Annotated in this window: 22 protein-coding genes; 16 read left to right on the top strand and 6 right to left on the bottom strand. The window is 40.4% G+C overall.

The genetic code is table 11. The annotated features are described in order from the left end of the window. The first annotated feature begins 78 nt into the window (after window positions 1-78). Window positions 79-2,484, top strand: coding sequence for a phenylalanine--tRNA ligase subunit beta (gene pheT, locus QM917_RS01695; RefSeq protein ID WP_414284522.1), 2,406 nt, complete (start codon window positions 79-81; stop codon window positions 2,482-2,484). A gap of 119 nt (window positions 2,485-2,603) precedes the next feature. Here pheT and QM917_RS01700 read toward each other — a convergent pair whose 3' ends face one another. After that, window positions 2,604-3,509, bottom strand: a complete 906-nt coding sequence (locus tag QM917_RS01700; RefSeq protein ID WP_414284523.1) for an alpha/beta fold hydrolase — start codon at window positions 3,507-3,509, stop codon at window positions 2,604-2,606. A gap of 327 nt (window positions 3,510-3,836) precedes the next feature. Between QM917_RS01700 and QM917_RS01705 the strand changes: the two genes are divergently transcribed. The 6 genes from QM917_RS01705 (at window position 3,837) to QM917_RS01730 (ending at window position 11,011) form a co-directional block, all read left to right on the top strand. Further along, window positions 3,837-4,730 (top strand): ABC transporter ATP-binding protein, encoded by an 894-nt coding sequence (locus QM917_RS01705; protein ID WP_075232136.1) that lies wholly within the window; start codon window positions 3,837-3,839, stop codon window positions 4,728-4,730. Next, entirely contained in the window at window positions 4,727-5,926 is a 1,200-nt protein-coding gene (locus QM917_RS01710; RefSeq protein WP_075232135.1) for an ABC transporter permease, read from the top strand. Before QM917_RS01705 ends, QM917_RS01710 begins: the two co-directional genes overlap by 4 nt. 292 nt (window positions 5,927-6,218) lie before the next feature. Continuing rightward, entirely contained in the window at window positions 6,219-6,794 is a 576-nt protein-coding gene (rpoE, locus tag QM917_RS01715; RefSeq protein ID WP_075232134.1) for a DNA-directed RNA polymerase subunit delta, read from the top strand. A 316-nt stretch (window positions 6,795-7,110) separates the two neighbouring features. Then, the gene (locus tag QM917_RS01720) at window positions 7,111-8,718 is read left to right on the top strand and encodes a CTP synthase (protein WP_414284524.1); all 1,608 of its coding nucleotides are present in this window, start codon (window positions 7,111-7,113) and stop codon (window positions 8,716-8,718) included. Window positions 8,719-8,816: 98 nt separating this feature from the next. Continuing rightward, window positions 8,817-9,770 carry a class I SAM-dependent methyltransferase gene (locus QM917_RS01725; RefSeq protein ID WP_414284525.1) on the top strand — a complete coding sequence of 318 codons (954 nt, stop codon included), beginning with the start codon at window positions 8,817-8,819 and terminating at the stop codon, window positions 9,768-9,770. 50 nt (window positions 9,771-9,820) lie between these two features. Beyond that, window positions 9,821-11,011 carry an acetate kinase gene (locus QM917_RS01730; RefSeq protein ID WP_414284526.1) on the top strand — a complete coding sequence of 397 codons (1,191 nt, stop codon included), beginning with the start codon at window positions 9,821-9,823 and terminating at the stop codon, window positions 11,009-11,011. A 55-nt stretch (window positions 11,012-11,066) separates the two neighbouring features. Here QM917_RS01730 and birA read toward each other — a convergent pair whose 3' ends face one another. After that, window positions 11,067-12,002 carry a bifunctional biotin--[acetyl-CoA-carboxylase] ligase/biotin operon repressor BirA gene (birA, locus tag QM917_RS01735; protein ID WP_414284527.1) on the bottom strand — a complete coding sequence of 312 codons (936 nt, stop codon included), beginning with the start codon at window positions 12,000-12,002 and terminating at the stop codon, window positions 11,067-11,069. A 211-nt stretch (window positions 12,003-12,213) separates the two neighbouring features. Here birA and QM917_RS01740 point away from each other — a divergent pair, with 211 nt between their 5' ends. Then, window positions 12,214-13,404, top strand: a complete 1,191-nt coding sequence (locus QM917_RS01740) for an O-antigen ligase (protein WP_315639487.1) — start codon at window positions 12,214-12,216, stop codon at window positions 13,402-13,404. A gap of 52 nt (window positions 13,405-13,456) precedes the next feature. Here the strand turns inward: QM917_RS01740 and QM917_RS01745 are convergent, their stop codons facing one another. After that, window positions 13,457-14,005, bottom strand: coding sequence for an NADPH-dependent FMN reductase (locus tag QM917_RS01745; protein ID WP_414284528.1), 549 nt, complete (start codon window positions 14,003-14,005; stop codon window positions 13,457-13,459). A 260-nt stretch (window positions 14,006-14,265) separates the two neighbouring features. Here QM917_RS01745 and QM917_RS01750 point away from each other — a divergent pair, with 260 nt between their 5' ends. From QM917_RS01750 to QM917_RS01770, 5 genes are all read left to right on the top strand, one after another. Continuing rightward, window positions 14,266-14,754, top strand: coding sequence for a DUF5590 domain-containing protein (locus tag QM917_RS01750; protein WP_414284529.1), 489 nt, complete (start codon window positions 14,266-14,268; stop codon window positions 14,752-14,754). Then, complete coding sequence (locus QM917_RS01755; protein ID WP_414284530.1) at window positions 14,751-15,929, top strand: pyridoxal phosphate-dependent aminotransferase; 1,179 nt, start codon at window positions 14,751-14,753, stop codon at window positions 15,927-15,929. The genes QM917_RS01750 and QM917_RS01755 overlap by 4 nt, the downstream gene beginning before the upstream one ends. Before the next feature lie 150 nt (window positions 15,930-16,079). Continuing rightward, the gene (gene asnS, locus QM917_RS01760) at window positions 16,080-17,423 is read left to right on the top strand and encodes an asparagine--tRNA ligase (RefSeq protein WP_045763626.1); all 1,344 of its coding nucleotides are present in this window, start codon (window positions 16,080-16,082) and stop codon (window positions 17,421-17,423) included. Between the two features lie 269 nt (window positions 17,424-17,692). Further along, entirely contained in the window at window positions 17,693-18,892 is a 1,200-nt protein-coding gene (locus QM917_RS01765) for an MFS transporter (protein WP_414284531.1), read from the top strand. A 67-nt stretch (window positions 18,893-18,959) separates the two neighbouring features. Next, window positions 18,960-19,727, top strand: a complete 768-nt coding sequence (locus QM917_RS01770) for an epoxyqueuosine reductase QueH (RefSeq protein WP_414284532.1) — start codon at window positions 18,960-18,962, stop codon at window positions 19,725-19,727. Between the two features lie 267 nt (window positions 19,728-19,994). Here QM917_RS01770 and QM917_RS01775 read toward each other — a convergent pair whose 3' ends face one another. The 3 genes from QM917_RS01775 to QM917_RS01785 form a co-directional block, all read right to left on the bottom strand. Then, window positions 19,995-20,528, bottom strand: coding sequence for a DUF402 domain-containing protein (locus QM917_RS01775; RefSeq protein WP_414284533.1), 534 nt, complete (start codon window positions 20,526-20,528; stop codon window positions 19,995-19,997). A gap of 88 nt (window positions 20,529-20,616) precedes the next feature. Continuing rightward, entirely contained in the window at window positions 20,617-21,393 is a 777-nt protein-coding gene (gene recX / locus QM917_RS01780; protein WP_414284534.1) for a recombination regulator RecX, read from the bottom strand. Window positions 21,394-21,403: 10 nt separating this feature from the next. Further along, complete coding sequence (locus QM917_RS01785) at window positions 21,404-22,177, bottom strand: aminoglycoside 3'-phosphotransferase (protein WP_414284535.1); 774 nt, start codon at window positions 22,175-22,177, stop codon at window positions 21,404-21,406. A gap of 55 nt (window positions 22,178-22,232) precedes the next feature. Between QM917_RS01785 and rlmD the strand changes: the two genes are divergently transcribed. The 3 genes from rlmD to QM917_RS01800 all read left to right on the top strand — a co-directional run bounded on the left by rlmD (window position 22,233) and on the right by QM917_RS01800 (window position 26,336). Beyond that, window positions 22,233-23,600 (top strand): 23S rRNA (uracil(1939)-C(5))-methyltransferase RlmD, encoded by a 1,368-nt coding sequence (gene rlmD / locus QM917_RS01790; protein WP_414284537.1) that lies wholly within the window; start codon window positions 22,233-22,235, stop codon window positions 23,598-23,600. Between the two features lie 116 nt (window positions 23,601-23,716). Beyond that, window positions 23,717-24,475, top strand: a complete 759-nt coding sequence (tpiA, locus tag QM917_RS01795) for a triose-phosphate isomerase (RefSeq protein ID WP_000087891.1) — start codon at window positions 23,717-23,719, stop codon at window positions 24,473-24,475. Between the two features lie 124 nt (window positions 24,476-24,599). Continuing rightward, complete coding sequence (locus QM917_RS01800) at window positions 24,600-26,336, top strand: ABC transporter ATP-binding protein (RefSeq protein WP_414284538.1); 1,737 nt, start codon at window positions 24,600-24,602, stop codon at window positions 26,334-26,336. The last annotated feature ends 8 nt before the right edge of the window (window positions 26,337-26,344 follow it).

Consider the following 26,344-nt stretch of genomic DNA (forward strand, 5'->3'; position numbering starts at 1 on the left):
AGAAATGGCAAGAGCTTACTCGAAGAAAAAGAAAGGAATTGAAAAGGTCTCGATTGATGAGATCTTACGATCAGAATTATGTTAGTATCATACAAATGGTTAAAAGAATTGGTGGGCATTGATGTGCCATCGCAAGAGTTGGCTGAAAAAATGTCAACTACAGGGATTGAAGTGGAAGGTGTAGAATCACCTGCTGCTGGTCTCTCAAAAATTGTTGTCGGAGAAGTCTTGTCTTGCGAAGATGTGCCAGAAACTCACCTCCATGTTTGTCAGGTTAACGTTGGCGAAGAAGAAGCCCGTCAAATCGTCTGTGGAGCACCAAATGTGCGTGCAGGCATCAAGGTTATGGTGGCACTTCCGGGAGCTCGTATCGCTGACAATTACAAAATCAAAAAAGGGAAAATCCGTGGTTTAGAATCTCTCGGAATGATCTGTTCACTTGGTGAATTGGGTATTTCTGACTCAGTTGTACCAAAGGAATTCGCAGATGGCATCCAAATCTTGCCTCAAGATGCCGTTCCAGGTGAGGAAGTCTTCTCATACCTAGACTTGGATGATGAAATCATCGAGCTTTCTATTACACCAAACCGTGCGGACGCTCTTTCTATGCGTGGAGTAGCGCACGAAGTGGCAGCCATCTATGACAAGGCAGTTAACTTTAAAGAATTTGCTCTTTCAGAAACAGACCAAGCTACAGCCGATGCTCTTTCTGTCAGCATTGAGACAGACAAGGCGCCTTACTATGCCGCTCGTATCTTGGACAATGTGACCATCGCACCAAGTCCACAATGGCTGCAAAATCTTCTCATGAATGAAGGCATCCGTCCAATCAATAACGTGGTGGACGTGACCAACTATATCCTTCTTTACTTTGGTCAGCCTATGCATGCCTTTGACTTAGATACCTTTGAAGGAAGCGAGATCCGTGTGCGTGAAGCGCGTGCTGGTGAAAAATTGGTAACTTTGGACGGTGAAGAACGTGAGTTGGAAACAAATGACTTAGTCATCGCTGTTGCTGATAAACCAGTAGCCCTTGCTGGTGTTATGGGTGGTCAAGCTACAGAAATCTCTGAAAAATCTACTCGTGTCGTCCTTGAAGCTGCTGTTTTCAATGGCAAATCTATCCGTAAGACTAGTGGTCGCCTCAACCTTCGTTCAGAATCTTCTTCTCGCTTTGAAAAAGGCATCAACGTGGCAACTGTCAATGAAGCCCTTGATGCGGCAGCGAGCATGATTGCAGAGCTTTCAGGAGCAACTGTTCGTAAGGGGATCGTTTCAGCAGGTGAGCTTGACACTTCTGATGTGGAAGTTTCTTCAACTCTTGTTGACGTCAACCGTGTCCTCGGTACAGAGCTTTCCTACGCCGATGTAGAAGATGTCTTCCGTCGCCTTGGATTTGGCCTTTCTGGAAATGCAGAAAGCTTTACAGTGAGCGTTCCACGTCGCCGTTGGGATATCACTATTGAAGCTGATCTCTTTGAAGAAATTGCGCGTATCTATGGTTATGACCACTTGCCAACTAGTCTTCCAAAAGACGATGGGACAGCTGGTGAATTGACTGCGACACAAAAGCTCCGTCGTCAGGTTCGTACCATTGCTGAAGGTGCTGGATTGACAGAAATCATCACCTACGCTCTAACAACTCCTGAAAAAGCGGTTGAATTTACGATTCAGCCAAGTCATTTGACAGAATTGATGTGGCCAATGACTGTGGATCGTTCAGTCCTTCGTCAAAATATGGTTTCAGGTATTTTGGATACAGTTGCCTACAACGTAGCACGTAAGAATAAAAACTTGGCTCTTTATGAGATTGGAAAAGTCTTCGAGCAAACTGGTAATCCAAAAGAAGAATTGCCAAATGAAATTAATAGCTTTGCCTTTGCCTTGACTGGCTTAGTCGCTGAAAAAGACTTCCAAACTGCGGCAGTTCCTGTTGACTTCTTCTATGCCAAGGGAATCCTTGAAGCCCTCTTTGCTCGCTTGGGTCTTGAAGTGACTTATACAGCAACTTCTGAAATTGCTAGTCTTCACCCAGGACGTACAGCCTTGATCTCACTCGGTGACCAAGTCCTTGGTTTCCTCGGTCAAGTACATCCTGTTACAGCCAAGGCTTACGATATTCCAGAAACTTATGTAGCAGAGCTCAACCTTTCAGCTATTGAGACAGCTCTTCAACCAGCCGCTCCATTTGTGGAAATCACCAAATTCCCAGCGGTGAGCCGTGATATCGCCCTTCTCCTCAAGGCAGAAGTCACTCACCAAGAAGTTGTAGATGCTATCCAGGCTGCAGGCGTGAAACGATTGACAGATATCAAACTCTTTGACGTTTTCTCAGGCGAAAAATTGGGACTAGGTATGAAGTCTATGGCATATAGCTTGACCTTCCAAAATCCAGAAGATAGCTTGACTGATGAAGAAGTCGCACGCTACATGGAAAAAATTCAAGCATCACTTGAAGAAAAAGTGAATGCAGAAGTGCGTTAACAGTCTAAAATCCATCCTTAGGGATGGATTTTTTAGTAGAAAAAATCATCAAGCTTTAGCCTGATGATTGAATCAAATTGACGGGGAAACAACTCCTTTTTAATACTGTTACAAGATGATTAGACATCGGTATTTTTTGTCATCCAATCAGCTATGAAGTGATAGGTATCGTTTCGATTGTTCTCGTTTAGAATTTCGTGACGAGCCTCTTCAACTAATCGGAGGCTTACTTTCGAATGTGAAGCCTTTAGGAGTTTTACAAATCTCTCTATACCTTTGCCATTTTCACCTAGAGGGTCTTCTTGTCCCGAAATCACAAGAATTGGGAGTTGGGTTGGAATCTCTTCGATCACTTGTTTACTCGCTACTTGGTTAGAGAAGTAAAAAATAGATCTGTACATAGGAATAGTAGGTATGAATTGACAGAATGGATCCTTCAGATAAGCTTGGTTGGATTCTTCATTTTTTGAGAGCCAATCGACAGATGTTTTAGGATTTTTAATAGTTCGATTAAAGCTATCAGTTGATAGATAAGTCAAGAGTTTACTACGGTGTTTATTCCCTTTTATAAGTCGGATGCATTCTGTTAGGATGAGAGCAAACCGAGTTAGAAACTGAGGTTGTTGACCAGTCGCCATGATAATTAAGGCATTGATAGGTGGTTTTCGCTTAGCTACATAATAGCGACACATAAGAGAACCCATAGAATGCCCTAGAAGGACGATTGGAAGTTCTGGATAGCTTTCTTGAATAAAAGAGGACACTCTTTCAATATCATCGATGAGTTCCTCGGGAGATTCAGGAAATACTCCGAGTTGACTTGGATTCTGAGCAGTATAGCCGTGGCCGAGATGATCATGGCCGATAACAGTAAAGGCTTCGTTATTCATGGCTAGAGCAAATTCTTCATATCGTTCCACGTATTCTACCATGCCATGTACAAGCTGAAGAACGGCTTTTGGCTGTTCAGCTTCCCAAATGATTAAGTTATTGTTGTTTGGTTCGAGTTTAAGTCTTTTTTTCATATCAGATTCCTTGCTTATGATAATCTATAGTCTATCAAAAATATACCATAAAATAGCACGATAAGCTAGGCAGAATGATGAAGATTAGTAGTAACAATTCAGGACTGAAAATGAACATTTGAGGACATAGCCAACGGATTTATCAAGAAATGAGTATAATAAATTTATCACTTAAAATCTGGAGGACTAAAATGCTTGGTGATAAGCTAATAAAGTTCCTATCCAGTAAATATCCTTCTTGAAATTAAAATTTAAAAATGTACATAAATCATTGTAAATGCTATCAAAAAGGAGTATAATGAGTGCAATAAATTTCGGAGGTGGATGATGCTCGAAGTAAGAAATCTAGAGAAAAGTTTTGGGCCTAAGCAAGTTTTGTTTGGTGTTGCCTTTCAAGCACGACCAGGGCGTATTTTGGGACTAGTCGGGAAAAATGGAGCTGGGAAAACAACTATTTTTCACAGTATTTTGAAATTTTTAGACTATCAAGGGGAGATTGAGCTTGATGGTCAAGACATTCGTCAGGAGACCTATGCTCGCATTGGTTATCTCCCTGAAGAACGCAGTCTTATGCCTAAATTGACAGTCCTTGAACAAGTTCGTTATTTGGCGACTTTAAAAGGAATGGACGCTAAGGAAATCAAAGAAAAACTCCCTCAATGGATGGAAAAACTGGAAGTCAAGGGGAAACTGACGGACAAGATTAAGAGTCTCTCAAAAGGAAATCAACAGAAGATTCAGTTGATTATCACTTTGATTCATGAACCAGATTTGATTATCCTAGATGAGCCTTTTAGTGGCTTGGATCCAGTTAATACCGAACTTCTTAAGCGGGTTATCTTGAAAGAAAAAGAACGTGGCGCGACCATTATCTTTTCTGACCATGTCATGACCAATGTCGAAGAACTTTGTGATGATATCCTCATGATTCGTGATGGGCGTGTGGTCTTGCATGGACCGGTTCAAGAGGTCCGCAATCAATATGGCAAAACACGACTTTTTGTTTCAAGTGAACGAAGCAAGGAAGAACTGGAGAGCCTTCCTCATGTCAAACAGGTTAGCTTGACCAAGCAAGGTAGTTGGAAGTTGATTTTAGATGATGAAAGTGCAGGTAGAGAACTCTTCCCAATCTTGACTCAAGGTCAATATATCGCGACGTTTGATCAACAAGCTCCAACAATCGATGAAATCTTTAAATTAGAATCAGGGGTGGAAGTATGAGAAATATGTGGGTTGTAATCAAAGAAACCTATCTAAGACATGTCAAGTCTTGGAGTTTCTTCTTTATGGTGATTTCGCCTTTCCTCTTTTTAGGTCTATCTGGAGGAATTGGTGTTCTCCAAGGTTCTTCCTTGGCTCAAAATAGTAAGGTAGCAGTAGTTAGTTCTGTTTCTCTTGTTACAGAAGAACTTAAATCGACCAATGGTCTTAACTTTGACTATAAGGATGAAGCAAGTGCCCAAGCCGCTATCAAAGATGATAAAATAAAAGGTTATCTAACCATTGACCAGGAGAATAGTGTCCTCAAGGCAGTCTATCATGGTGAGACTTCACTAGAGAGTGGCATTAAGTTAGCAGTGACCGCTAAGTTGAATGAACTTCAATCCCAACTCAACCGTTCAGAAGCAAATTTGTCTCAGGAACAGGAAAAACGCTTGGCTCAAACGGTTCAATTTACAGAACAGATTGATGAAGCCAAGGAAAATAAAAAGATGGTCCAAACCTTTGCGGCTGCAGGACTAGGTTTCTTCCTTTATATGATTTTGATTACTTATGCTAGTGTCACTGCTCAAGAGGTAGCTAGTGAAAAAGGAACCAAAATCATGGAAGTGGTCTTCTCAAGCATTCGTGCTAGCCATTATTTCTACGCCCGCATGATTGCCTTACTTCTAGTCATTTTGACTCATATTGGTATTTATGTTGTGGGTGGTCTTGGAGCTATTTTCTTCTTTAAGGATATGCCTATATTGGCAAATTCAGGTATTCTAAATTACTTGGGAGAAGCCTTCTCGCTTAACACCTTATTATTTATCTTAGTCAGTCTCTTTATGTATGTGGTCTTGGCTGCCTTCTTAGGTTCTATGGTTTCTCGACCTGAAGATTCTGGTAAGGCCTTATCGCCTTTGATGCTTTTGATTATGGTAGGTTTCATTGGGGTAACAGTATTAGGAACTTCTGGTGATAATTTAATCTTGAAAATCGGTTCTTACATCCCATTCGTTTCAACCTTCTTTATGCCTTTCAGAGCTATCAATGGTTACGCAAATGGACTAGAAGCATGGATTTCGCTTGCTATAACGGTTATTTTTGCAGTTACTGCAACAGCTTTTATTGGACGTATGTATGCTAGTTTGGTTCTTCAAACGGATGATTTGGGGATCTGGAAAACCTTTAAACGAGCTTTAAGTTATAAATAAAGTATCGGACCTGTGGGTGTATCTCCCAGGTCTTTTATACTCTTCGAAAATCTCTTCAAACCATGTCAGCTTCCATCTGCAACCTCAAAACAGTGTTTTGAGCAGCCTGTGGCTAGCTTCCTAGTTTGCTTTTTGATTTTCATTGAGTATTAATTAGCTGAAATATTTCACATTTATTTCTCCTAAACCTTTGACTATTAGGCAAAATTATCGTACAATAAAGAGTACATGATAAAATGAGATCAGAGTTTATCCACTCTGGCGTTAGTAGTAAAAAATGAGGAGAAACGCTTTGGAATTAGAAGTATTTGCTGGGCAAGAAAAAAGTGAACTATCTATGATTGAGGTGGCTCGTGCCATCTTGGAACTCCGTGGTCGTGATCACGAAATGCATTTTAGTGATTTGGTTAATGAAATCCAAAACTATCTCGGTACCTCTAATAGCGATATTCGTGAAGCTTTGCCTTTGTTCTACACAGAGTTGAACTTTGACGGTAGCTTTATCTCCCTTGGGGATAACAAATGGGGCCTTCGTTCATGGTATGGAGTCGATGAAATCGATGAGGAAATCATTGCTCTTGAAGAAAGTGATGATGAAGAAGTAACACCTAAGGCTAAGAAAAAACGTGTCAACGCCTTTATGGATGGTGATGCAGATGCTATTGATTACAGTGCAGATGATCCAGAAGATGAGGATGCATACGAAGAAGATCCAGCTCTTTCTTATGATGATGAAAATCCAGATGATGAGAAGAATGAAGTGGAAGCCTACGATGCTGAAATCAATGAAATCGCCCCAGATGATCTAGATGAAGAAGTCGATCTTAATGAAGAGGACGACGAAGACTCTGAAGAAGAGGAAGAATAAAAATAAAAAGGAGTTGGAGCTGGAATCGGTCTATCAAGTCTCGATTTCCTAGTCCAGCTTTTTTGTATTAGTCTGAACTAGTTTTGTAAGCTGGAATGGCAAGTCAACGATTTGTTCTATTTGACAAATGCTTCATTTTGAGGTAATATATTGTTCGGGCACCTCTTTTAGAGGTCGGAGCTCCCTAGTTATTAGGGAGCTATTTTTGTTTTTTCCAGGAAGCTTTTCTTCTTGGGGTGTAGTTATTGATGAAGGTCTTGTTTTCTCAATCCCCTATTAGTGAACAAGACCTTGAGCATTTTAGAAAGAGGAATCTATGTCTACGAAATATATTTTTGTCACTGGTGGTGTGGTATCGTCAATTGGGAAAGGGATCGTTGCAGCGAGCCTTGGGCGTCTTTTGAAAAACCGTGGTTTGAAGGTGACCATTCAAAAATTTGACCCTTATATCAATATTGACCCAGGAACCATGAGCCCTTACCAGCACGGAGAAGTATTTGTAACAGATGATGGGGCTGAGACAGATTTGGACTTGGGTCACTATGAGCGTTTTATTGATATTAACCTTAATAAATACTCAAACGTGACAACTGGTAAAATCTACAGCGAAGTTCTTCGTAAGGAACGCCGTGGAGAGTACCTTGGAGCAACTGTCCAAGTTATTCCTCATATTACAGATGCCTTGAAAGAAAAAATCAAGCGTGCTGCTCTAACGACTGACTCTGATGTCATTATTACAGAGGTTGGTGGAACAGTCGGGGATATCGAGTCACTTCCATTCTTAGAAGCTCTTCGTCAGATGAAGGCAGATGTGGGTGCAGATAATGTCATGTATATCCATACGACCTTGCTTCCTTACCTCAAGGCAGCTGGTGAAATGAAAACCAAACCAACTCAACACTCTGTCAAAGAATTGCGTGGTCTGGGAATCCAGCCTAATATGTTGGTCATCCGTACTGAAAAGCCAGCTGGACAAGGAATTAAAAATAAACTAGCCCAGTTCTGTGATGTGGCACCAGAAGCTGTCATCGAGTCATTAGATGTCGATCATCTTTACCAAATCCCACTTAATCTGCAAGCACAAGGTATGGATCAAATCGTTTGTGACCATTTGAAAATAGATGCACCTGCAGCAGATATGACAGAGTGGTCAGCTATGGTTGATAAGGTCATGAACCTCAAAAAACAAGTCAAGATTGCCCTTGTTGGTAAGTATGTTGAGTTGCAAGATGCCTACATTTCTGTCGTAGAGGCCTTGAAACACTCTGGTTATGCCAATGATGCAGAAGTGAAGATTGATTGGGTCAATGCTAACGATGTGACAGCTGACAATGTGGCAGAACTCCTATCTGATGCTGACGGAATCATCGTGCCAGGTGGTTTTGGTCAACGCGGAACAGAAGGTAAGATTGAAGCGATTCGCTATGCGCGTGAAAATGATGTACCAATGCTGGGAGTCTGCTTGGGTATGCAGTTGACCTGTATCGAATTTGCCCGTAATGTCTTAGGTCTTGAAGGAGCTAATTCAGCAGAGCTAAATCCTGATACCAAATACCCTATCATCGATATCATGCGTGATCAGATTGATGTTGAGGACATGGGTGGTACCCTTCGTTTGGGACTTTATCCTTCTAAGTTAAAACGTGGTTCTAAGGCAGCGGCAGCTTATCATAACAAAGAGGTGGTGCAACGCCGTCACCGTCACCGTTATGAATTTAACAATGCCTTCCGTGAACAGTTTGAAGGAGCAGGTTTTGTCTTTTCAGGCGTTTCACCAGACAACCGCTTGGTAGAAATTGTGGAAATTCCAGAAAACAAATTCTTTGTGGCTTGTCAGTACCACCCAGAGCTTTCAAGTCGTCCAAACCGCCCAGAAGAACTCTACACTGCTTTTGTAACAGCAGCGGTTGAGAACAGCAATTAGCAAAATCAGAACCTTTGAGAACAATCTCAGAGGTTTTAATTTGTTTTCACTATCATGAAAATCTGGAAAAAGGACATTATTTTTGGTAAGATAAGGGTATGGATTTTGAAAAAATTGAACAAGCCTATACCTATTTACTAGAAAATGTCCAAATCATTCAAAACGATTTGGCGACAAATTTTTACGATGCCTTGATTGAACAAAATGGGATTTACCTAGATGGCCAAACCAATTTGGAGCAAGTCAAAAAAAATAACCAGGCCTTAAAACGATTAGCCCTTCGAAAAGAGGAGTGGCTACGGTCCTACCAATTCCTATTGATGAAAGCTTCGCAAACAGAACCTCTTCAGGCTAATCACCAGTTTACACCAGACGCCATTGGTCACTTGATGATTTTTCTCATCGAGCAGCTTTGGCCAACTAAAGCCTTGAGTCTGTTAGAATTGGGTTCTGGGATGGGAATTCTGGGTGCTAATTTCTTGACATCTATGAACAAAAAAGTAGACTACCTGGGGATTGAGATAGACGACCTCTTGATTGATCTGGCGGCAAGTATGGCAGAAGTTATGGATATTCAAGCAGCCTTTGTACAAGGAGATGCTGTGCGGCCGCAGGTCCTCAAAGAAAGTGATGTCATTGTGAGTGACCTACCGATTGGCTACTATCCAGATGATCAAATAGCCTCACGTTACCAAGTGGCAGCTAAGGATGAACACACTTACGCTCACCATTTGATGATGGAGCAATCTCTCAAGTATCTTAAGACGGGAGGGTTCGCGATTTTCCTTGCTCCTAGCAATCTCTTGACGAGTCCTCAAAGTGACCTCTTGAAATCCTGGCTGACTGAACAGGCTCAACTAGTAGCTATCGTAGCTTTACCAGAGGATCTCTTCGCTCAAGGAGCCCAGTCTAAGACCATTTTTGTTCTGCAAAAGAAGCTAGTACAGGATATCGAGCCATTTGTTTATCCACTTGCCAGTCTTCGAGACCCTGAAATTTTGATGGAATTTAAGGAAAATTTTCAAAATTGGTGTCAAGAACATGAAATCTAGTATAAATTTTGATATAATAGTTGAAAACGCTTAAAAAAGGGGAATAAATTATGACAAAAACCATTGCAATTAACGCTGGGAGCTCTAGCTTAAAATGGCAACTGTACCAAATGCCAGAAGAAAAGGTACTTGCAAAAGGTTTGATTGAGCGGATTGGATTGAATGATTCAGTTTCCACAGTTAAGTTTGATGGTCGTTCAGAGCAGCAAGTTCTTGATATTGAAAACCATACCTTGGCTGTAAAAATCTTGCTTGATGACTTGATTCGTTTTGAAATTATTAAAGCTTATGATGAAATTACTGGTGTTGGACACCGCGTCGTTGCAGGTGGAGAATACTTTAAAGAATCTACAGTTGTTGAAGGGGATGTTCTAGAAAAAATCGAAGAACTAGGTCTTCTAGCACCTTTGCATAACCCTGCAAATGCTGCGGGTATTCGTGCCTTCAAAGAATTGTTGCCAGATATTACGAGTGTCGTTGTTTTTGATACTTCCTTCCATACAAGTATGCCAGAGAAAGCTTATCGCTATCCTCTACCAACAAAATATTACACAGAAAACAAGGTTCGTAAGTACGGAGCGCACGGTACAAGCCATCAGTACGTTGCTCAAGAAGCAGCAAAACTCTTGGGACGTCCACTTGAAGAGTTGAAGTTAATCACTTGTCACATCGGTAATGGTGCCTCTATTACAGCTGTTAAGGGTGGGAAATCTGTCGATACCTCAATGGGATTCACTCCACTTGGTGGTGTAATGATGGGAACTCGTACAGGGGATATTGACCCAGCCATCATTCCTTATTTAATGCAATATACAGAGGACTTTAACAAGCCTGAGGACATCAGTCGTATCCTCAATCGTGAGTCAGGGTTGATGGGTGTTTCTGGTAAATCTAGTGACATGCGTGATGTAATTGCTGCTATGGAGGCAGGAGATCATGATGCTACTTTGGCTTATGAAATGTATGTTGACCGTATCCAAAAACATATTGGTCAATACCTTGCAGTCCTAAATGGAGCAGATGCTATTATTTTCACAGCAGGTATCGGTGAAAATTCTACTAATGTACGTGAAGATGTTATTTCAGGGATTTCTTGGTTCGGTTGCGATGTAGATCCAGAGAAAAATGTCTTTGGTGCAACCGGAGATATTTCGACAGATGCAGCAAGTGTACGTGTACTGGTAATTCCAACGGACGAGGAATTGGTCATTGCGCGTGACGTTGAACGTTTGAAAAAATAACAGATCAAAAAATCGACCTTCAATAATAAAGGTCGATTTTTTTGATCTAGGAAAACTACCATTTAGTCAGCGAAACTTCACCACTATTGAGCCAAATCTTTTTCCCCTTGGCTAATTCTATCTGCAGTTGTCCTTGGTCAGAGATGTCACAGGCTTTTCCTGAAATAGTTTGGTGATCTTGCTTAAAAGAGACTTCTTTTCCTAAAACGATAGAGTGCTTTTTATAGAGGTAGAGGAGTTCATCGGCTTCTGTTTCATAGAAACATTTCCAGATTTCAGCAATCAATTCATTGCGAGTAATGGGAGTATGTTGAGAAAATAAGCTTCCAGCTTTAGTTTGTAGATTCTTGGGAAATTCAGCGATCGAAAAGTTGATTCCGACCCCAATGATAACATCTGTAACGAGTCCAGTTTCGACAGAGGTAATGGCTTCTGTTAGAATACCAGCAATTTTTTTCTGGTTCAGATAAATGTCATTGACCCACTTGATATCGACGTCGATTAAACTAAGGTTTTTGATAGCCTTGTAGATAGCTCCAGCTGTCAGAAGTGTATAGGCTGGAAGATTCTGATAAGGGAGATTGGGTTGTAGGTGAAGGGACATGTAAATTCCCCCCTTGTCTGGAGAATAATAGGGACGTTGAAAACGACCGCGTCCCATAGTTTGGCTAGTGGAAAGGTAGAGTTTATCCCCTTTGGCACCAGCTTCCATAGCCTCTTTAGCATCGGTTTGGGTAGATTTTGTTGAGGGTTTAAACTGGACAGTAATGGGACTATTCGCTTCGATTTCCTGAGGCAAGATAAGGTCTCCGTCCAGAAGTTTATACCCACGATTTTTGATACTGTCAATCTCCAGTCCCTCTTGCTGGAGACGTTGGATCGCCTTCCATACTGAAGTTCGAGATAGGTTTAATCTCTCAGCTATTTTTTCTCCGCTTAGATAATCAGTCTCAGTAACTAGTATTTTATAGACTTCTTGGTAGGATTTCATGCTAGACCCTTTCTGGAATAATTAGATTTATTGTACCATATTTTTAAAAAAGGGATAGCGTTTTTTAGAGTAATCTTAGCTAACTATAAAATTTTACCCAGTTTTAGTTAGGATGATAGAGGCAAAGAGGTTTTCAAATCGCTTGAAAAATGGTAAAATGTTTTAATAGCTTATTTATCTGAATGTGATATTCAGAAGGAAAGGATCTGTTGTGAAATCAATAGGTGTCATTGAAAAGTTAAAAAGTTTATCGAAACAAGAAGGACTTCTTTTAGGAGTTATTCTGAGTATTTTTCTTCCTTTTTATCTTTTTGTTATTATTTTTATCTCTTACTTACTTTGGTTAGTATATACTGGGGAGATGAAGGGGATCTTGAAACGTTTGTCTCAACACCCTGTCTTGCTCTTTTTTATTGCTTATAGCACTGCAATTTCTCTTCTGGCACAAAATGTGATGGGAGTAGTTTCTTCGGTGGCCATGTTTCTGTTTGCCATCTTCTTTTACTACTATCAATCCCAGTTGACTCCTAAATTTTTCAGGTTGACGATTGAAGGAATATTAGCCTTAAGTGTCTTTGCAGCAGCCTTTGCAGCCTTGGAACATTTCCAAATTGTAAAGAAATTTGATTATACCTTCCTCTCACCACGAATGCAGGTTTGGCATCAAAATCGAGCGGAGGTTGCCTTCTTTAATCCCAATTACTATGGAATTATCTGTTGTTTCTGTATCATGATTGGTTTTTATCTGATTAGTACAACGAAGTTAAGGTGGTTACGAATCTTTTCTATGATTGCCATCTTTGCTAATTTATTCGGTTTAAACTTTACGCAGAATCGCACAGCTTTTCCAGCCATCATCTTTGGAGCGATTATTTATCTCTTCACAACTATTAAGAACTGGCGTGCCTTTTGGCTTAGTGTTGGAGTTTTTGGGGTTGGTTTAGCTTTTCTATTTTCAAGTGATTTGGGTGTTCGAATGGGAACCTTAGATTCATCTATGGAAGAGCGTGTTTCTATCTGGAATGCTGGGATGGCCTTGTTTAAGCAAAATCCATTCTGGGGTGAAGGACCGCTAACCTATATGCACTCTTTTCCTCGTATTGGAGCACCTTATCATGAACATGCTCATAGTATTTATATAGATACGATTTTGAGTTATGGAGTTGTTGGTACCGTTCTCTTGGGGATTGCTTCTTCCACTCCAGTACGAATGTTGATTGATATGAGTCAAGTACCTAGTAAGCGTCCTATCCTTGGACTTTACCTCTCTTTCTTGACAGTAGTAGCTGTGCACGGAATTTTTGATTTGGCTCTCTTTTGGATTCAATCTTCCTTTATTTTCCTTTTAGTGATGTGTAGTTTACCACTGAAACATAGTATGATTGATGAATTAGTTGATTAAGAAAAAGATAGTAGAAACTAACATTTTCTACTATCTTTCTTTTTTAATTCAATTATTGAATAGCTTGAACCAAGTCTTCAGCTTGTTGTTTTAGGGAAGAAGCAACACTGTCTTCAAGGACTAATTTGCCATCTGCCCAAGCAGAATCATTGACACGAGCTGCAGTGAATTCACCAACAACTTTTGTACGGATGAATGGCAAGAGGTCTTTGTAGATTGCAAAGAGTTGTTCATGACCAGCATTGGCTACAGATGATACTGTTACAATCTTATCTTGAAGAGCAGATGCTCCGCGTGTATCAGACAAGTCAATTGCGCGTGAAAGCCAGTCAAGCAAGTTTTTCACTGTACCAGGAATCGAGAAGTTGTAGACTGGAGAGAAGATCCAGATAGCATCAGCAGCAAGAACTGCCTCACGTGCAGCAGCAACAGCTGGAAGTGTAGGAACTTCAAGGTCTTGACTAAATAAAGGAATTGTAGAGTAGTCAAGGTAGCTAACCTCAGCTTTACCTGCAAGAGCTTTTTCAGCTTCTAGCGCCATTTGGTGGTTGAAAGAACCTTCACGAAGTGAACCAACGATAAATAATACTTTTTTAGACATAGGGAGTCTCCTTTAGATTTTAATCAGAGTTATCTCTGTTGTTATAAACAATGTTACAACAAAAGGGAATTATTTGCAAGAAATCTGCTCAGAAAATAAAAATCGATGATAGTCAAGATTATTTTTAGGAGTAGAGATTATGAAAAGTCTGTGAAATCAATGATTCAAGCGTCATATACTCCTGTCATAAGAGAAGTTCCGTGCTAAATCCTCCCCTTTATTCACTTGTAATTCACTAGGATAGATGGTAAAATAGACGAGTGAAAATGAGACAGAAAAAAGAAAAAAATTCCTTATTATTTCAGTACAGCATTGGCTTGACCCTGCTGGCTCTAGTTGTGACTTCTTCCTTTCTCTATTTGGTGTGGCTTAGCATGAAGCCTTATCAGACAGCAAAGGTAGAAGGGGAAAAACTTGCCAAGCAGTATGCGAATCTAGAAACGGTCAGCCAGGTTGATTTCTTTAATGGCTTAGAAAGCTATTATAGCGTTCTTGGTCAAGATAAGAATCAGAAACCAGTTGCTGTTTTAATAGAGAAAAGTAATAACAATATTTACGTATATCAACTAGAAAATGGTACTTCACAAGAAAAAGCAGAAGCAGTTGTTAGAGAAAAAGGAGCAACTGAAGTTGATACGGTTACCTTTGGACGCTATGCTGAAAAGCCTGTTTGGGAAATCAAGTCTGGAGGAGACTATTATCTAGTAGATTTTGAAACTGGTGCCCTAATCGAAAAGGAGAAGCTATGAAATTATCTAAACGTGTCTTAGAAATGGAAGAAAGTGTCACTCTGGCTAGTGATGCAAGAGCAAAGAAGTTAAAAGCTGAAGGAAAAGATGTTCTTTTCTTAACTTTAGGTCAGCCCGATTTTCATACTCCTGAAAATATTCAAGATGCCGCTGTTGCAGCCATTCGAGATGGACGTGCTTCTTTCTATACGGTAGCTTCAGGTTTGCCTGAGTTAAAAGCAGCAGTCAATACCTATTTTGAGCGTTATTATGGTTATTCCGTAGCGGCCAACGAAGTCACATTTGCTACCGGTGCTAAGTTCTCACTTTATACTTTCTTTATGGCTGTGGTTAATCCTGGAGATGAGGTTATCATTCCAACCCCTTACTGGGTCAGCTATGGTGACCAAGTTAAAATGGCTGGTGGTGTTCCAGTCTTTGTCCAAGCCAAAGAAGACAATCACTTTAAAGTAACAGTGGAGCAATTAGAAGCAGCTCGCACAGATAAGACCAAAGTCTTGGTACTAAACTCACCATCTAATCCGACTGGGATGATCTATTCTCGTGAGGAACTCTTGGCCATTGGAAATTGGGCTGTTGAACATGACATTCTCATCCTAGCAGATGATATTTATGGTCGTTTGGTCTATAATGGGAATGAGTTCGTCCCAATCTCAAGTCTGTCAGAAGCGATTCGCAAACAAACCATTGTTATCAATGGTGTGTCTAAGGCCTATGCCATGACAGGTTGGCGTGTAGGTTATGCAGTGGGTGATCCAGCAATCATCGCTGCTATGAGCAAATTGACTGGTCAAACGACTTCAAACCTGACTGCGGTATCTCAATATGCAACGATTGAAGCGCTAACTGGACCGCAAGATTCTGTGGAAGTCATGCGTCAAGCATTTGAAGAACGTTTGAATACCATCTATCCACTCTTGTGTGAAGTTCCTGGCTTTGAGGTTGTCAAACCACAAGGAGCTTTCTATCTCTTTCCAAATGTCAAAAAAGCGATGGAGATGAAAGGTTATACCGATGTAACAGCATTTACAACGGCCATCCTTGAAGAGGTGGGGCTAGCCTTGATAACAGGTGCTGGATTTGGAGCACCAGAAAATGTCCGTCTCAGCTATGCGACAGACTTGGAAACTCTTAAAGAAGCCATTCGTCGTTTGCACCAATTTATGGAAAAATAAGAAGTTAAACCTCCGTCCTTTTGGCGGAGGTTTTTGTAGCTAAAAACTTATGAATTTCTATCAAACTAGCTAGCTATCAGCCATTATTTGTGGTACAATAGTGGGTAATAATGTCTTTGGACAAGTTAAACGAAAAAAGGAAGATAAATGATGACAAAACGTGTAACAATTATCGAAGTAAAAGATTACGTTGGTCAAGAAGTCACTATCGGTGCTTGGGTTGCCAACAAATCAGGAAAAGGGAAAATTGCTTTCTTGCAATTGCGTGATGGAACAGCCTTTTTCCAAGGTGTAGCTTTTAAACCAAACTTTATCGAAAAATTTGGAGAAGAAGTAGGTCTTGAAAAATTTGACACCATCAAACGCCTAAGCCAAGAAACATCTGTTTTCGTGACAGGGATTGTTAAAGAAGACGAGCGCTCTAAATTTGGTTACGAATTGGATATTACAGACATCGAAGTGATCGGTGAATCTCAAGATTACCCAATCACTCCAAAAGAACATGGAACAGACTTCTTGATGGACAACCGTCACTTGTGGCTTCGTTCACGCAAACAAGTAGCTGTCATGCAAATCCGTAATGCTATCATCTATGCAACTTATGAGTTCTTTGATAAAAATGGCTTCATGAAGTTTGATAGCCCAATTCTTTCAGGAAATGCTGCAGAAGATTCTACAGAACTTTTTGAAACAGACTACTTCGGAACACCAGCATACTTGAGTCAATCTGGTCAACTTTACCTTGAAGCTGGTGCTATGGCTCTTGGTCGTGTCTTCGACTTTGGTCCAGTATTCCGTGCAGAGAAATCTAAGACTCGCCGTCACTTGACTGAATTCTGGATGATGGATGCAGAGTATTCATACTTGACACATGATGAGTCACTTGACTTGCAAGAAGCTTATGTTAAAGCTTTGCTTCAAGGTGTTCTTGACCGTGCGCCTCAAGCCTTGGAAACATTGGAGCGTGATACAGAACTCTTGAAACGCTATATTGCAGAGCCATTCAAACGCATCACTTACGATCAAGCCATTGACCTCTTGCAAGAGCATGAAAATGATGAAGATGCTGACTACGAGCATCTTGAACATGGTGATGACTTCGGTTCGCCACATGAAACTTGGATTTCAAACCACTTTGGTGTACCAACCTTCGTGATTAACTACCCAGCAGACATCAAGGCCTTCTACATGAAACCAGTTCCTGGTAACCCAGACCGCGTTCTTTGTGCAGACTTGCTCGCACCAGAAGGTTACGGAGAAATCATCGGTGGTTCAATGCGTGAGGAAGATTACGATGCCCTTGTAGCGAAGATGGAATCTCTTGGTATGGATCGTACAGAGTATGAATTTTACCTTGACCTTCGTAAATACGGTACAGTCCCACACGGTGGATTTGGTATCGGTATCGAACGTATGGTAACCTTCGCAGCTGGTACAAAACACATCCGTGAAGCCATTCCATTCCCACGTATGTTGCACCGTATCAAACCTTAATAACTATAAAAACGCTAATTGGCGTTTTTATACTCTTCGAAAATCTCTTCAAACTACGTCAGCTTCACTTTGCCGTATATATGTTACTGACTTCGTCAGTTCTATCCACAACCTCAAAACAGTGTTTTGAGCAGCCTGCGGCTAGCTTCCTAGTTTGCTCTTTGATTTTCATTGAGTATTACTTTAAACGAAAGAGGTGGAGAAAATGTAGGCAACTCTAAGTAAGTCTTTTAGAAAAACTCATATTATATATTGAAAGAGAGAAAACAATGTTTAAAAGAACTTACAAAGGCAATATTCCACTCCTAGCAGGTCTGGAATTCACTTCTTATTTTGGAATTACCAGTTTTTGGATTTTATTTTTCATTCAAAATGGTCTTTCCTTACTTCAAATTGGTCTATTAGAAAGTATCTTTCACGGTACAAGTCTCTTGTGTGAAATCCCATCTGGTATGTTGGCCGATCGATTTAGCTACAAGACCAATCTCTATTTGGCTCGCTTGGCTAGTATTGTGTCCTCTATCTTGATTTTGTTTGGTCAGGGGAATTTTTGGATTTATGCTTTTGCTATGATGGTCAACGCTTGGTCCTATAATTTTGATTCGGGGACCAGTACCGCTTTCTTATATGATTCTGCGGTAGAAGCGGGTCAAAAGGACCGATATCTTCAGATTTCTAGTTTTTTGTCTGGTGTGGCCGAAGTCACCCGAACCTTAGGTACAGTTGTGGCAGGCTTCTTTATTCACGGAGCATTGGCTTGGACCTATCTGATTGCTATTGGATTTTCATTTCTTTCTATAATCTTGATTTATTTTATGAAAGAACCAATGGCTAAGAGAGAGAAAAATCAAGGCTTAACCTTTAAAGCGATTGTCCTGCAAGTACGAAAAGAATGGCATGAAAAACCAGTACTCTTTTACTGGATGATGACTTATCAGCTAGTCGGGACACTCATGTGCATGTTTTACTTTTATTATCAGCAGAAAATAAGTGACTTAGCAGGGTGGCAGGTTTCGCTGGTCATGCTGATTGGTAGTGGCTTAAATCTTATAGCGGTTTATATAGCTAGTCAAATTGGTAAAAAATGGAATAGCAATCGAGTTTTTCCGACTCTTGTTGCACTAACGGGCTTGGCCTTACTATTGGTGTTTTCTGGAACTCCCTTTGCTTTTCTTCTCGTATATCTTTTGACCGATACACTTTATGCAGTTTATCAGCCGATCTATTTCAATGACTTACAAGGCTATTTACCGTCCAGTGTAAGAGCAACTATGCTTAGTATCAATTCCATGCTTTTTAGTCTTTCTATGATTGTCATTTTCCCGTTGACAGGTTGGTTAATCGATCGTTGGGGTCTTATAGCTGTCTTTTTAGTTCTAGGTCTTATCTTGCTTTTAACCTGTCCTATCCTAATAATCAGTCTGACAAGGATGGGCAAGCTATTAGAGAAGGACTTAAAAACTGAGTAAAGCACGAAAACCTATTTGCCCAAAGGATCATCCTGTGGTACAATAGCAAGAGGAAAAGGAGAAGAGTATGATCGATGTAGAAGAAATTCTAAGTAAGATGAATCCCAATCAAAAGATCAACTATGACCGTGTCATGCAAAAGATGCTTCAAGTTTGGGAAAGAAATGAAGAGAGACCAACCATTCTCATGCACGTCTGTTGTGCTCCTTGTAGCACCTATACTTTAGAGTATTTGACCGAGTATGCAGATGTAACCATTTATTTTGCTAATTCAAATATCCATCCTAAAGCTGAGTATCATAAGCGTGCCTATGTGACAAAAAAATTTGTCAGTGATTTTAATGAACGAACTGGCAACAAGGTTCAATATCTAGAAGCACCCTATGAACCCAACGAATACCGTCAGCTAGTCAGAGGTTTGGAAGAAGAACCTGAAGGTGGCGATCGTTGCAAGGTTTGTTTTGACTATCGTCTGGATAAGACAGCACAGGTGGCCATGGACTTGGGCTTTGATTACTTTGGCTCAGCCCTAACCATCAGTCCTCACAAAAATTCACAAACCATCAATAGTATCGGGATTGATGTGCAGAAAATCTACACAACTCATTATCTTCCGAGCGACTTTAAGAAAAATCAAGGCTATAAACGCTCTGTAGAAATGTGTGAAGAGTATGACATTTATCGCCAATGCTACTGTGGCTGTGTCTATGCCGCTCAAGCCCAAAATATTGACTTGGTACAGGTCAAGAAGGATGCAACCGCCTTTATGGTAGATAAGGATATCGAAAAAGACTATTCGCATATCAAGTTCACTGTTACAAAATTAGATATTTAGACGAAAACCTGCCACATTAGGCAGGTTTTTTACTAGGGAAAAGTGATAGCCAGAAATTGATGGACTAATCTATAAATTCCTAGTCCTAGAATCTCAATCCTTTAATAAATCAGTGCATCTTAAAACATGTGGATGAAAAATGAAATTTTGCTCAAAGGAGCTTTTTGGAATTTAGAAGGCTGATAAACAGTTCAATTAGTCGCCACTTAAAGGCTCGTTGAAAATCAAAAAACGAGGTCAGGATTTTAATCCTGACCTCTGACAACTTTACCGATTCTTTAGTTCTACGTAGCGTTTGTACCAAATGTTGACATAGGCTTCTGAGAAAGGACCTCGCTCATTGTTAATCCAATTAACAAGAATCTTAACATGCTCTTTCAGAATATAGTCTAGATCAGAAGAATACTTCATTTTTCGCTTGTGTCGTTCATACTCCTCAACGTCCAAGAGGCGTTTTTCACCATCTGTAAAAACTTTAACATCCAAATCATAGTCAATGTATTTTAAAGCTTCTTCATCCAGATAGTAAGGACTTGCCATATTGCAGTAGTAGGAGATACCATTTTCACGAATCATAGCGATAATATTAAACCAATATTTCTTGTGAAAGTAAACAATAGCCGGTTCTCGAGTCACCCAACGACGACCGTCACTTTCGGTAACAAGTGTGTGGTCGTTGACGCCGATAATAGCGTTCTCTGTTGTTTTTAGTACCATGGTGTCTCGCCAAGTGCGGTGGAGACTCCCATCATGCTTATAACTTTGAATTGTAATAAAGTCGCCTTCTTTTGGAAGTTTCATAACTAACCAACTTTCTACAATTTATAAGTTTATCGTTTACTATTGTATCACATTTTTGTTTAAAGTTCTTAGTTTTTTCATGAAAAAATTAAAGATATTCTCTGAGAGCGCTGGCTATATCCGAAAAATCATAACCTTTTCTAGCTAAAACTTGGGTCAAACGTTGTTTCAGTTCGTATCCTTCATACTTTCGTGAATATTTCCGATACTGCTTGTCTAACTCTTTAAAAATAAGTTCCTGAACGGTTTCTTCTTCGACCTGACTATCCAATTGGTCAAAGGCAGTTTTGGCTCCTGTGTAGGAAAATCCTTTATTGGTTAGGCTTTGGATAATCTTATCTTGTAGAGCACGGGCAGGTAATTTCCCCTGGTATTTTTTCAATAGTTTTTCAGCTGTGCGCTCTGCGACTTCCGTCATATCAAATTCTTGTAAGACTTCTTGGATAATAGATTTGGCAACGCCTTTTTGAGAAATCTTCTGCATCAGCATATAGCTTCCCTTATCTCCTGAAAGCTGATTGGAATTGATGATGGCATAAGCATATTGGCGATCATTAATCCAATTATCATCTTTTAAAGACTGGATAACTTTGGGGATGATTTTCTCATCAATTTCATGTTTGGCAAGATAATCTCTAACTTCTTTTTCAGTACGGGCCTTGAGGGATAAGTGGTAAAGAGCTAGATTTTTACTGTAGGAAAATTGCGCAAAGGATTTAATCTCAGTTAGTTCTTCGGCTGAAATCTCTTTCCCTTTAGTCAACATAAAGCGAACAATGGTATCCTCTGTAATGTAGCAGGTTTGGTCGCTATCAAGCTCAAGTAGAAAGAGTCTTTTTTTCTTTTCAAGTTTTGTGATTTTCATGGTTTACCTCTTATCCAAATGCTTCGAAGGCAGCAACGAGTCGAAGTTTGTTGCTATCAATCAGCTCTCTCCCGTAATAGTCGAGAAATAGTTCAGCATATTTGGGATCTTTTAAGTTGTAGTTGAGGGACCAAACTGCCCAAAAGAGATCGATATGCCGGTCACTGAAATCAGCCAAACCAAGATCAATAAAACAAGAGAAGTGGTCAGCATCTTTTAGAATAAAGTTTGGTAGACAGGCATCACCGTGAATAAAGGCATCTGTTTCTAAAAGGTGCCCTTGTTCTTGGATGAGTTGGAAGGCCTCTTCGCGACTGTTAATCTGGAATTGGGGTAGGAGCGCCTTGGCATAGAACTTCCCTTTTTCATAGTTTTTAAAGGCTCTTTCTTTATAGGCTTTTAAATGATTTTCTGATGGAAAATTTTGTGGGTTTAAGCTGTGAAGCTTTTTAAGAGCCTCTGCCATGGTTCGGCAGATTTGTTCTGGTTTGTCTAAAAAAGCGAGTGCATCATGCCCAATAGCCTCTTTAGTCAGGAGGTAGTCTTTATCTGTAGATAGATAGTGAATGACTGGTGTTCCTATTCCCTCTTGTTCAAACCAACTTGCAATGCTAGCTTCTCGCTCTAAACTTCCCTTTCGATCTATTTTCAAGTAGTAACCTGAGTCAAGATATAGAACTCTTGCTCCTGAATGAGAAGAGCTGTCAGAAAGTGTTGCCCCCTCTATATAAGTTCGTAATTGCTCAGGAAAATCCAATGAGGAAAAAGATATCTTTGTATTCATGGTTTTATTGTAACATATTCTTAATCATTGAGAAACTACGTGGTATAATAGACTTATGAATCTAAAAGTCAAACAAAAAATTCCATTAAAAATCAAGCGTATGGGGATTAACGGGGAAGGAATTGGTTTTTTCCAGAAAACCCTCGTTTTTGTTCCAGGAGCCCTCAAGGGAGAAGATATCTATTGTCAGGTGACTTCGGTTAAGCGTAACTACGTTGAGGCTAAACTGCTTGAGGTCAATAAAAAATCTAAGTTTCGAGTAGTTCCAGACTGTACTATTTATAATGAGTGTGGTGGCTGTCAGATCATGCACCTTCATTATGACAAGCAGTTAGAATTCAAGACGGATCTCCTCCATCAAGCTCTGAAGAAATTTGCACCTGCTGGCTATGAAAATTTTGAAATCAGACCAACCATTGGTATGCAGAAACCCAAGTATTATCGGGCTAAACTGCAATTCCAAACGCGAAAGTTTAAAGGTCAAGTCAAGGCAGGTTTGTATGCTCAGAATTCCCATTATTTGGTCGAGTTAAAGGACTGTCTTGTTCAAGACAAGGAGACACAAGCGATTGCCAATCGCATTGCCGAACTCTTGACCTACCATCAAATTCCGATTACGGATGAACGGAAAATTCTTGGAGTTCGGACTATCATGGTTCGTCGAGCACGGAAAACTGGGCAAGTCCAGATTATCATTGTGACCAATCGTCAATTGAATCTGACTCAATTTGTGAAAGACTTAGTCAAGGATTATCCTGAAGTAGTGACTGTCGCAGTCAATACCAATACTGCTAAAACTAGTGAGATTTATGGGGATAAGACAGAGATTATTTGGGGGCAGGATAGTATAGGCGAGGGTGTATTAGACTATGAATTTTCTCTTTCGCCTCGAGCTTTTTACCAGCTTAATCCTGAACAGACAGAAATTCTCTACAATGAAGCGGTTAAGGCCTTGGACGTGACTGAGGACGACCATCTGATTGATGCTTATTGTGGTGTTGGGACCATTGGTTTTGCCTTTGCGAAAAAAGTCAAAAGTTTGAGAGGGATGGATATTATCCCAGAAGCTATTGAGGATGCCAAAGAAAATGCTAAGCGTATGGGTTATACCAATACTCACTATGAAGCAGGAACTGCAGAAGAAATTATTCCTCGTTGGTACAAGGAAGGCTATCGTGCAGATGCTTTGATTGTGGATCCGCCGCGTACTGGTTTAGATGATAAGCTCTTGGATACCATTGTCAAATACGCTCCTGAAAAGATGGTCTATGTTTCCTGCAATGTGTCTACCTTGGCGCGTGATTTAGTCCGATTGCTAGAGGTTTATGACCTGCATTATATCCAGTCCGTTGACATGTTTCCACACACGGCTAGAACAGAAGCAGTGGTCAAATTAACGAGGCGCAAGCCAGCTTTTAAATAAAAATGGCAACTGGAAAGTTTTTGAAAATAAGGCTTCTAGTTACAGAGTAAGATTTGCAAGCTATCTATAAATATGATAAAATAATAGAAAATAAAATGAAAAAAGAGGTATGTGAAATGTCACGTAAACCATTTATCGCTGGTAACTGGAAAATGAACAAAAATCCAGAAGAAGCTAAAGCATTTGTTGAAGCAGTTGCATCAAAACTTCCTTCATCAGATCTTGTTGAAGCAGGTATCGCTGCTCCAGCTCTTGATTTGACAGCTGTTCTTGCTGCTGCTAAAGGTTCAAACCTTAAAGTTGCTGCTCAAAACTGCTACTTTGAAAATGCAGGTGCTTTCACTGGTGAAACTAGCCCACAAGTTTTGAAAGAAATCGGTACTGACTACGTTGTTATCGGTCACTCAGAACGTCGTGACTACTTCCATGAAACTGACGAAGATATCAACAAAAAAGCAAAAGCAATCTTTGCAAACGGTATGCTTCCAATTATCTGTTGTGGTGAGTCACTTGAAACTTACGAAGCTGGTAAAGCTGCTGAATTCGTAGGTGCTCAAGTATCTGCTGCTTTGGCTGGATTGACTGCTGAACAAGTTGCTGCATCAGTTATCGCTTACGAGCCAATCTGGGCTATCGGTACTGGTAAATCAGCTTCACAAGACGACGCACAAAAAATGTGTAAAGTTGTTCGTGACGTTGTAGCTGCTGACTTTGGTCAAGAAGTTGCAGACAAAGTTCGTGTTCAATACGGTGGTTCTGTTAAACCTGAAAACGTTGCTTCATACATGGCTTGCCCAGACGTTGACGGTGCCCTTGTAGGTGGTGCGTCACTTGAAGCAGAAAGCTTCTTGGCTTTGCTTGACTTTGTAAAATAAGCTTCAAATATCTGAGACAGACAGTTCCCTCCCTCGAGGTTAAGACTGCCTGTCTTCTTTTTAGTAAAAAGGCGTGCGTAAGCACGCTCTTTTCTGCATTTTGAATGAAAAAGAAAGGAGAATTATGCTTTATATTTGGTCTTATCTCAAACGTTATCCCAAGTGGTTAGTGTTAGACTTCTTCGGAGCTATTTTCTTTGTTATTGTCAATCTTGGGCTACCGACTGTTCTTGCTCGCATGATTGACCAGGGGATTAATCAAGGTAATGAAGAAAAACTCTATTTTTGGGCCATGGTCATGTTGGTTATTATCGTCTTGGGCACATTTGGAAGGATAGTTCTGTCTTATGCTGCGAGTAAACTGACCACCAATATGGTTAAGGACATGCGAAATGATGTTTATGCTAAATTACAAGAGTATTCTCATCACGAATATGAACAAATTGGTGTTTCTTCATTGGTGACTCGTATTACTAGTGATGCCTTTGTTCTCATGCAGTTTGCAGAGCAGACGCTTAAGTTGGGTGTTATCACTCCCATGATGATGCTGTCGAGTATTCTTATGATTTTCTTGACCAGCCCTTCACTAGCTTGGATTGTCGCTTTTTCCGTTCCTTTCCTAGCTGTAGTAGTCCTTTATGTGGCGGTGAAAACGCGCCCCTTATCTGAAAAACAACAGAAAACTTTGGATAAGATTAACCAGTATGTCCGTGAAAATTTGATGGGGCTACGAGTGATTCGTGCCTTTGCTCGTGAAGATTTCCAAGAAAAACGTTTCGAAGAGAAAAATGCAATCTATGCAGATAATTCGAATCGCTTGTTCAAATTGACTGGTTTGACAGAGCCACTGTTTGTGCAAATCATTATTGCCATGATAGTAGCTATCGTTTGGTTTGCTTTAGATCCTCTCAAGCAAGGAAGTTTGCGGATTGGGGATTTGGTAGCCTTTATCGAGTATAGTTTCCACGCTCTCTTGTCCTTCCTTTTCTTGTCAAACCTCTTTACCATGTACCCTAGAACGGCTGTATCTAGTGAACGCTTGAAGGAAATCATGGATATGCCGATTTCCATTGATCCAAATGAGGACGGAATTCAAGAAACAGAAACCCATGGTTATCTAGAATTTGATAATGTAACCTTTGCCTATCCTGGGGAAACAGAAAGCTCTGTTTTGCATAACATTTCCTTTACTGCTAAACCGGGAGAAACCATTGCTTTTATCGGCTCAACTGGTTCAGGTAAGTCTACTCTAGTTCAATTGATTCCTCGTTTCTACGATGTTACGCTAGGGAAAATTAAGGTCGATGGTGTTGATGTCCGGGATTACCGTCTCAAATCACTCCGCCAGAAAATTGGATTTATTCCACAAAAAGCCTTGCTCTTTACAGGGACTATCGCAGATAATCTCCGTTACGGAAAAGAGGACGCCAGTCATGAGGACTTGCACCAAGCAGCTGATGTAGCCCAAGCCAAAGACTTTATCGAAAGTCGAGAAGAAGGTTTTGCAACTCATCTGGCTGAAGGGGGAAGCAATCTATCAGGTGGTCAAAAGCAACGCTTGTCGATTGCCCGCGCAGTCATCAAGGGTCCAGATATCTATATCTTTGATGATTCCTTCTCAGCCTTGGACTACCGTACAGATGCTATCTTGCGTCGTCGTCTCAAGGAAGTGACTCAAGATGCAACGGTCTTAATTGTTGCCCAGCGGGTTGGGACCATTATGGACGCTGATCAGATTATCGTCCTTGATAAGGGGGAAATTGTTGCTCGTGGCCGTCATGAAGAATTGATGGAAACCAATGACATCTATCGAGAAATTGCTGAGTCGCAGTTGAAAAATGCGTCTCTGACAGAAGAATAGGAGGTAAA

It is taken from the genome of Streptococcus infantis, assembly GCF_047460685.1.
GTDB classification, from domain to species: Bacteria; Bacillota; Bacilli; order Lactobacillales; family Streptococcaceae; genus Streptococcus; species Streptococcus infantis_AD.